The organism is Syntrophaceticus schinkii (genome assembly GCF_000946815.1).
GTDB classification, from domain to species: Bacteria; Bacillota; DSM-12270; order Thermacetogeniales; family Thermacetogeniaceae; genus Syntrophaceticus; species Syntrophaceticus schinkii.
Map to the genome: position 1 here is coordinate 1 of NZ_CDRZ01000284.1, position 8932 is coordinate 8932.

Genomic DNA, 8932 nt, shown 5'->3' on the forward strand with positions numbered 1-8932 from the left:
CAAAGTTCAATCCACGCACCCGCACGGGGTGCGACCAGAGAAAAGCACCGGGATTGAGCGTTTAATTGTTCAATCCACGCACCCGCACGGGGTGCGACGGCATGTCAGCATATGCTCCGTATTGAGCATTGTTTCAATCCACGCACCCGCACGGGGTGCGACCCCCAGGATTCTGCACGGTTGACGATAGAGCGGTTTCAATCCACGCACCCGCACGGGGTGCGACCTTGCCTTCGTTGCGCACCCGGTCAATATAAGCCTGTTTCAATCCACGCACCCGCACGGGGTGCGACGTGGATATATGTGATGAGTTGGCTGCTTATGATGTTTCAATCCACGCACCCGCACGGGGTGCGACCGCGGCCACCTTGTCCAATGCCGCTTTATACTTCGGTTTCAATCCACGCACCCGCACGGGGTGCGACCAGCAAGACATGGCGTGCATTAACCCCTATTCAGTTTCAATCCACGCACCCGCACGGGGTGCGACAATGGTGTTATGGAGACCAAGGAGATATGGGAGGTTTCAATCCACGCACCCGCACGGGGTGCGACAATCTCCACATAGATAGGATCGCCTTTGTTATTGTGTTTCAATCCACGCACCCGCACGGGGTGCGACGGATAGGTATGGGATTTCTGGCTTACAGTTGCTGGTTTCAATCCACGCACCCGCACGGGGTGCGACGAAAATAGCAATTAGCGGGACTCACGGGGTAGGGTTTCAATCCACGCACCCGCACGGGGTGCGACAACCTCACCTCGGCCATCTCATCACTCACCCTCCAGTTTCAATCCACGCACCCGCACGGGGTGCGACGGACACCGTCCTTATCAAAGTCAATGTAGGAATAGTTTCAATCCACGCACCCGCACGGGGTGCGACGGCATGGGAAAATCAACGGGATTACTGGTACATGTTTCAATCCACGCACCCGCACGGGGTGCGACGCTGCACAAGTGACGTGATACACTGTTTATGATGGTTTCAATCCACGCACCCGCACGGGGTGCGACGTACCCTGGCTATTCCGTATACGATGAGGCGGGTTTCAATCCACGCACCCGCACGGGGTGCGACTACAGCGTGCGAGCAAACGCCGAAGCGCAGCTGGCGTTTCAATCCACGCACCCGCACGGGGTGCGACTTCCATAGTAATTAGCCCTTACCAGCAAGGCTTCTAAAGTTTTTTTATTGCGAACCTATAATTTTAGAGTCTTATTTTCAAGAACGATACAAAATAAGTACAAAAACTCCTGATATTTAAGCGGTGCGAACCATCCTGAAAAAATATGTTAGCTATGGATTCGCATCAACAATAAGAATGCCTTCTGGATCATAGGTTTCTTTAGCTCCATAATGTTCTACTCGTCTTTTCCAGTTAGCCCCGAGATTATAATAACGCAAACTATCTGTTTCCGGGTCTACAATACTCTCTAAACGATGCTTAAGTTCTACAAATTGTGTTGGATCAACTAGACATTCAAATACAGAATTTTGCACTCTCTGTCCAAAGTTCTGGCATTGCTTGGCTACTTGACGCAATCGTTTCCTTCCCAAGGAAGTGGTTACACTAACATCATAAGTGATAAGCACCATCATACGAAACACCTCACTTCCAGAAAAACGGAGGATAATCTTCTATATCCCCTCTAATATGTCTTGCTAATAACATGGCTTGAATGTAAGGAACAAGTCCCAATGGAACTTTTTCTTCCAAATATGGGTGCATGATCTTGTCCTGCTTTCGTTTCTGCCATGCAATGAGCACTTCTTTTCTTTGTCTTGTCATCCATTACGACTGCGCCATTCTCTTTAATGATAAATCCGCCGGAACTTACTTGATTCCGATTTACAAGTGTCACCCCAAGCCTATCCGCAAAATGAGGTCTTAGTTCTTCCATTACATCTAGAGCAAGACTTTGCCTTCCTGGTCTGTCCTTATGCAAAAAACCGGCCTGTGGATCAAGACCAATACTTTCGAGAGCAGCTACAACTTCATGAGTAAGCAAGGTATACAAAAAAGACAATAATGCATTGATTCGATCTAATGGTGGGCGCCGATTTCTTTCTGTCATGATGAAATCTTCTTTTTGACTAAGTATAAGCTGGTTAAAAGCACTAAAGTAAATATAAGCAGCTTGTCCCTCTAACCCTCTTAAAGTATTCAAATCCTTCGTTTTTTCCAAATGCTTAGACATGCTTGCTAAACTTCTCAGCACGTCGGTCAGTAATTCTGTGTCCACCACTTGCGGATGATCTCGTACCACACGATGTAAAACGGCTCTGCTGTTAACAATTTTAGCTAAAATAAATCGCTTTGCCAGTCTTAACGCTATGGCATCGTTTTCTGTCCAGCGATATTGAGTTCTTCTCAAAATAATATTACCGGACACTCTACCTGTGACACGTCCCATGAATTTTCCGTACTCTGTTAAAAAGGAAAGAACAACACCTCTTTCACAACACAATTGCATCAGGCTAGGACTTGCTCCAGCAAAGCCAAAACATACAATGCCTTCTAAATTATGAACCGGAACACGAAATTTAATCTCATTCTTAGCTTTGATCAACACATTTTCACCTTCTCGGGCCAAATACGCTTCCGGCATTGTTACATAAAGAGTATTAAGTAATTTCTTCAATAATCCTTCACCCCCAAATCAACCATGCGCGCCAAATATTTCTCAACAGAGCGATGACGTATGGTTAGTTTAGGTTGACAAATTTCTTTTAGAGAACACAAGGAACAGTGCTTACCCTTAGCAGCTTTCGGGGTCTTTCCTTTATCCATCATTTCATGCATTTTTTTGGAAAGCTCATCTACTCTATCGCGAAGTGCTTTATCAAAAACAATGTGTTCTCGGCGTCTTATCTGACCATAATAAAGAAACCCCGAATCAATTGCTACAGTCAACATCTCTTCCAATGCCATTGCCTGGGCACAGAGTTGCACTGCATCCCTGTCATCGCGCTTAGGACGGCCACGCTTGTATTCCACCGGATAAGGTCTCCACCAGCCTTTTCGGCTTTTCAGACGTATTGCTACTCCCTCTGAGACTTCTTCTATTCTATGAAATTCGACCACATCAGCGACACCACGGAAACCTAGTTTATGGCTTAAGAGCGGCATCGCCCTAACTACTCTAATATCTTTGCGCGTTTCGTCCTCAAAGGAATCATCTGCACGTTCATGAAGATATTTTCCTTCTATTGTACGAACATTTTCTGCCCACGCCTGTTCAATATGAATAAGTGCCCACTGTCGTTCGCAGAATGCCATATGCTGAATTCCGGAAAGGAGGAGATAGTCTTCATCCGAATAAAATCTTTCCATCTTATTTTTCAATTAGCTTCACACTTTGGGGGATATCGGCTTTCGCTATCGAAACAATATAGTCACTGAAATCTCTTGGCGGTTTGCTTTCATCTTTCCGTTTAATCGTAACAGCATCGAAAAGTTTCTGTACTGATACATCGCCCATCTTCGACGAATGCTCAAAAATAATCAGCTTTCTTGTTCCCATAAGTCCGTGAGCTGCAGAACGATCATGTTCAAACATATTTTCAAGTGCTTCCCAAAAAAGTTCCAGATCCTTTTCAGAAAAACCGGTCTGATTAGCAAGTGGAGCTGAAACAAAACCATAGGCTTGATAAAGACCATAAGGAACCGTAAATTTGCGCCCCATTGTACGGTTATCCCCACCCTGTTTTTCCGCTTCTGCTTCTGTCGCAACAGCCATTCGGGTAATGCTGTGTTCCAGGGAAACAATCGGGTCTACTGAGCGAGCAAAGGTAAGTTGTACAGGACCACGCACCTGACCGCAATTTGGAGCTGACTTTAAAGCTAATACTGCACCAAACGTTCTAATATCATAAAAATGCTCGCACATCCATTCCCTACCTTTATCAACTTCCTCAGATTTAGGTTTTCTAGCTTTAATATTTTTTAGGTTGCTTTGTATGTATTTTTTCACATCACTTTTTAAATCAATGTCTCTAAGTTTGGCCTTAATAGTCTCGACATCGGCATCTGCTGCAATTACTAACGATGAATCTGAGTCATTTTCCTCTATTGAGACTCCTTCAGGCAATTCAGAGTCTTGCAAATCAGCAAGAATATTTTCAGGTATAGGTACTCGTGTTTCTTTACCTAATTTAATGCCAAGGCTATCAAAAGCATCAAAATGAGCTCGCCCTAATACCGCCTTTTCTTTAACGTAAATATCATAAGGAAATTTAAACTCGTGTTTTAGACTTACATAATTTCTTACTTTCCGTTTTAGGCAGACATCCGTAACAAGCCCATGTCCAGTCTCAGCATCAATCCGTGGAAGATTTCCGGCATCAGGATCGCCATTGGGGTTACCATCTTTAACGTCAAAGAGCAACATAAAATCATAACGTTTTTGAATACCCATCATTTATTACTTCCTTTCTTGACGATTTTTTTTAATTAAACTAACTATCACCTTTTGGAGTGAAGAAATCTTGTCTCTGATGATAATAACCAATCGCAAAGAGACCTTGCTCATGCAAATTAAGATGCGCAGGAAAATCCCTTAGATTGCCCATGATCTCACCCAGTAACCGCTCAAAGTTTATCACCCGTCCTTTGTTTTCAAGCTTGGCTAGGTGGTGGTTCTTGAGACGAAGTAAATTCGCAAAGACTGTTACCGGTGTAGCGCAGGCTGATCCGTAAAACCGCTCGCGGATCGTGGCATTGATTCCGGGATTTGCCTCTTCCTGAATCTTCTCTAATACGGCAAATAATCGTCCTAATTGGTAACCAACTGATACTTGACTAACGTCTAACTCCATAGTGACCTCCTGATAACTTTGATTAGGATAGAAACGGTAATACCGATTTAGATAGGCCTTAATTAACGCCGCGCGAATGGGTTTAACTCTGTTTTTCGTGTCGCTGCGAATTCGCCTCAGAACAGCATGCATTAGTGTAGCCGGATAGGGATTACCCTTCAAGATTGAGCACATGAAACCGCCAGCAAGGTTTGGAGGGATATTTTCGCTCTTGTCCTGGGTCGCAATATTAACCATAATACTCCATACCGAATAATATTTAGGCTCCTTAGATGGTTTGACAATAGCAAAATCATCAAAATACTGCCTGATCCGAGAAGCAAATTCAGATATTGTTCCTACTTCCCAAAAACGAATAGCTATTCGAGCAGCATTCGGAGCAAGACCTAATATGTAAAAACGAGTATCTCCATCGTCTTCCATATAGGTACCAGTGCTGACTGATTCAAACAGTGCTTTCACTTTTTCCGTTCCTGCAACCGGATTGTCCTTCTCTGGTTCTTTGAAAAAAAACGCAAAGTCAGATTCAAAAGATGATTGTTTTTTTGACCAAAAGACCATCGATACGTCGCCTATATGCAAGCACTGTCTACGAGAATCGAGTAAAGTATTTAACGCTTTGCCATACCGGGATGCTATAACTTTGCTAACAGGGGCATTTAGACTTTGAGTTTTAGCATATGAATTAAAGGCATCCTTATTAAAGCTAACAATACACGCACCTGAAGACTGTGCTCCCCAAACTCCCTTAGTAACTGGATGAGTTGCTTCAATTGGTACATTTTTTTCTCCTGTCACTAAACATGTACCAAGTACTGAATTCGCATCTTTTTTACTATCCACTTTATTAAGCACACTTACAACTACCGGAGAATTAAAAACCACCTTATAATCCGTACGTAAAACTCGAAAGCTAACTTTTACACTACCCTTTTTAAATAGTTCGCCATATTCAGGATGATTAAGTACTTGATTAAAACAACTACGATCCTCTAGACCATTTTGTAAAAAATTTCGCACTGCATTTACTCCAAGGTCGTTTGTTTTACCAATCCATTTATCAATTGTTTCAATCATACTTTGAAGACGCATATCCCCTTTATCACCTAGTCCAAAAACAAATGTAGCATTATCCCAAAGCAAATTGCCATCTTTACCACTATTAGTGTGCTTCAATGCCTGCTTTCCAATATATGGCACGTCAAGTGGGTGCGAAATTTTCTTTTTCCCAACAGTATCTCGCAAGTCAACAATATTTTGTGGATTCCCATCATAATCAAGCTCTATTAGAAAATCGATTCCCCCTTTCATCCAACCATCTTGCGCTATTAGCCCCTCAGCAGCCTTTCGGTCATAATACTCTTTCAAGGCGAGCAATATCATCCTCTCACCTCCACTTCCCTTCTGTCTGTATTTACTACTCCTTTATTAAGCTGCGCCCGGAAAAACAGCGGAGTTGGCTCGTCACGTTCAAAATCCATATCATACAGCATGAATCCTAAGTCTCGCGTTTCGTTAATTGGACTCACAGGTTCCTCAGCCGGGTTTTTGACGAGTCGAAAATCACAGGCGAATTCTCGACATCCTAGATAGGGTCTGTGGAAACATTGACCCTTTTTCGCCCGCCGACCAAACATCGCTGCATATTTTGCTTCGGTTTCATCCAACTTTGAGAGTTCAGCGCATTCTTGCTCGTCCGCCCAAACCTTTGTTTGTTTCGAATTATTTCCCTTTCTTTGCTGAGGGTTAATAATGTCAAAATACCCATGAATACGATATCTGACATCGCGTAAGAAAAGTCCAGCACGTTGCTGTCTTTCTTCTTCAATAAAAATGCCCATTGGAGGTCCGCTTTCACCCGCCATCTGCTTTTTTGTGGGGGCGGATACAACCTTGCCAACCTCATTTCGGCGAACAGAAATCCATTTAAACGGGTTAAGTACCTCAATTTTCGTTATACGCCACCGAATAGCCGGCTTCCATAAAATCGACTCAAAAATTGCCCTGGCTGCTGATGGAGTGATTACATCATAGCTAACCCGTTCAACTTTCATCTCTGGGCGGGTAAAACAGGCATAATCCCCCCATACTTCCAGACACCAATTGTGCACCTTCCACCAACTCCTTTCTAAACAATGAAATACTCAGGGTCATAAGAAGTTTCATCAACGAGAAGACCTGTATCCTCTGAATAATATAAATTCGATGACAGTGCAAAAATCTGCGGGTAAACCTCTTCAACTGCACCTCGCAATCTTAATTCCTTAAACTGATTAGTATAGACATTGACTGTATATCTTTGAAGCTTTCTCATTAACCAACGATCAGGTCCCTTTGCTCTTAATAAATTAATGAGATTTTCTCCTTCACCATAACGAACAAAAATTGTTTTTTGCGTGGAGTCATCGATGATCCTAAATTTTTGGGCAGCAGTTCGAAAGTAAATGCTGCATTCCTTTAATTCATTGTGATATGGATTGAGCAAATCTGTAATCCCCTCTTTATCCAGTGAATTAGCTTTCCAGTATAATTCCACAAAGTATTTCTCAAACATGCTATAGGCCATGGGATCCTCGACATCCAAAACAATACTACGTGTAGTGTCCGCTGCTTTTCTAAGTAATCCTTCCGGTGGTTTTCTAGGTGGGTTAAAAACAACGACTTTTCCTCGCCTAGATAATTTTCCTTCTCTATTGCAGCGACCTGCTGCTTGCGCGATTGAGTCCAGACCGGCAAAAGCTCGATACACCACTGGGAAATCGAAATCCACACCGGCTTCGACCAACTGAGTGCTGACAACCCGAACAGATTCGCTGTCTTTGAGTTTTTTCTTTATTTCCTTGATGATTTTACTGCGATGCTGTCCACACATCAAAGCTGATAAATGATAGGTCCCTTTAGGCATCATATTATGTAACTCTCGGCAGCTTTTACGGTCTGAAACGATGCAAAGAACCTGATCATATGATTTTAATTCTTCGGAAATCTCTTCCCAGCTAGAAACGGCATTGATATCATCTGGAAACTGAACATGATTACGAATTAAAGACTGATAGAGCAATTTCACTTCTTCCGAGCCTCCCATGATCTCTTTGATGTGTTTTAGCCCTTTAAATAAATGTCCGTCAACTATTCGTTCTTTAAATGCGGGTTGTGTTGCTGTAGAAATAACAAAACTGACATGATAGTGATCAACAAGCAATTGCATCGTCTCAAGAATCGGAGCTACAAATTCTACAGGCACTAACTGGGCTTCATCCAATATAACCACTGAATCAACTATATTATGCAGCTTGCGGCACCGGCTAGATTTCGCTGCAAAAAGCGATTCGAAAAACTGTACAGATGTGGTAACAATCACTGGAGCATCCCAATTTTCCGCAGCCAATCGAGATTTTGGGGTAGCATCATCCTCGTCGATACTTGAATGATGTTCAACAACCTGATCTTCTCCAATAGCTGAACGAAAAACATCGGCATTTTGTTCGATAATGCTAGTATAAGGTATTACATAAATAATTCGCTTAAGTTGGTGTGTCTTCGCGTGTTCGAGAGCAAAAGCAAGGCTAGATAATGTTTTTCCTCCTCCTGTCGGAACTGAAAGAGAAAAAATACCTTGTTTTTCTTTAGCCATTTGTATGCATTTTGCACGTATTTCTCTTCTGATCTCATTCACTTTTGTATCTTCTGATTTCTCATCCAATTGTTTGATAAACAAGTTAAATCGCTCAAGTAGTTCCGTTATGGAACAATAACCTCCCCTAATGAGCGCCTTATCAAGTTCCATGTATCTCTCAGTATCCAAAAAATCAGCATCCACTAGACTGGAATACAACATCCTTATCCATAAAGCTAAATCCAAACCCTGTGCGAATTTCCATGGTGGCAGCGATGGCTTGGCTGTTCGAACCTTATCGATAAAGCCCGATTTGATATCACCTAGATCCTTAACTAGCGTTTTCTGGAACTGAAGCGAGGCTTGTCCTGCTCCTTCTGCACTAGACCAATCAGGTAGACCTGCATGATGCCCGGCAATACAATAAAGCCTAAAAGCCGTCGTTCCTACATTACCTTTGCCAAATAAATTATTCGAACTAATTCAGCACCATG

The 8932-nt window shown here is 42.8% G+C and carries 7 protein-coding genes and 1 CRISPR repeat array; all 7 genes read right to left on the reverse strand.

The features are described from left to right. Positions 1-3 precede the first annotated feature (3 nt). Positions 4-1148: direct repeats of the CRISPR family, unit length 32 nt; unit sequence GTTTCAATCCACGCACCCGCACGGGGTGCGAC. A 152-nt stretch (positions 1149-1300) separates the two neighbouring features. The 7 genes from cas2 to cas3 are packed head-to-tail and all read right to left on the reverse strand — an operon-like array spanning position 1301 to position 8642. Continuing rightward, positions 1301-1603: a CRISPR-associated endonuclease Cas2 gene (gene cas2 / locus SSCH_RS14750; RefSeq protein ID WP_044666148.1), complete on the reverse strand. Its 303-nt coding sequence runs from the start codon at positions 1601-1603 to the stop codon at positions 1301-1303. A gap of 50 nt (positions 1604-1653) precedes the next feature. Next, positions 1654-2646, reverse strand: coding sequence for a type I-C CRISPR-associated endonuclease Cas1c (gene cas1c, locus SSCH_RS14755; RefSeq protein WP_232294517.1), 993 nt, complete (start codon positions 2644-2646; stop codon positions 1654-1656). Further along, entirely contained in the window at positions 2643-3350 is a 708-nt protein-coding gene (gene cas4, locus SSCH_RS14760; protein ID WP_198142528.1) for a CRISPR-associated protein Cas4, read from the reverse strand. Before cas4 ends, cas1c begins: the two co-directional genes overlap by 4 nt. Further along, a complete protein-coding gene (gene cas7c, locus SSCH_RS14765; RefSeq protein WP_044666149.1) occupies positions 3340-4425 on the reverse strand; it encodes a type I-C CRISPR-associated protein Cas7/Csd2 in 1086 nt (361 codons plus the stop codon). The genes cas4 and cas7c overlap by 11 nt, the downstream gene beginning before the upstream one ends. 37 nt (positions 4426-4462) lie before the next feature. Then, positions 4463-6205 (reverse strand): type I-C CRISPR-associated protein Cas8c/Csd1, encoded by a 1743-nt coding sequence (cas8c, locus tag SSCH_RS14770; protein WP_044666150.1) that lies wholly within the window; start codon positions 6203-6205, stop codon positions 4463-4465. Next, entirely contained in the window at positions 6202-6933 is a 732-nt protein-coding gene (gene cas5c, locus SSCH_RS14775; RefSeq protein WP_044666151.1) for a type I-C CRISPR-associated protein Cas5c, read from the reverse strand. The genes cas8c and cas5c overlap by 4 nt, the downstream gene beginning before the upstream one ends. Before the next feature lie 17 nt (positions 6934-6950). Then, complete coding sequence (gene cas3, locus SSCH_RS14780) at positions 6951-8642, reverse strand: CRISPR-associated helicase Cas3' (protein ID WP_198142529.1); 1692 nt, start codon at positions 8640-8642, stop codon at positions 6951-6953. Between the last annotated feature and the right edge of the window lie 290 nt (positions 8643-8932).

Coding starts and splice junctions, on each gene's coding strand:
- cas2 (WP_044666148.1), bottom strand. CDS start 1,603: ATGATGGTGCTTATCACTTATGATGTTAGTGTAACCACTTCCTTGGGA.
- cas7c (WP_044666149.1), bottom strand. CDS start 4,425: ATGATGGGTATTCAAAAACGTTATGATTTTATGTTGCTCTTTGACGTT.
- cas8c (WP_044666150.1), bottom strand. CDS start 6,205: ATGATATTGCTCGCCTTGAAAGAGTATTATGACCGAAAGGCTGCTGAG.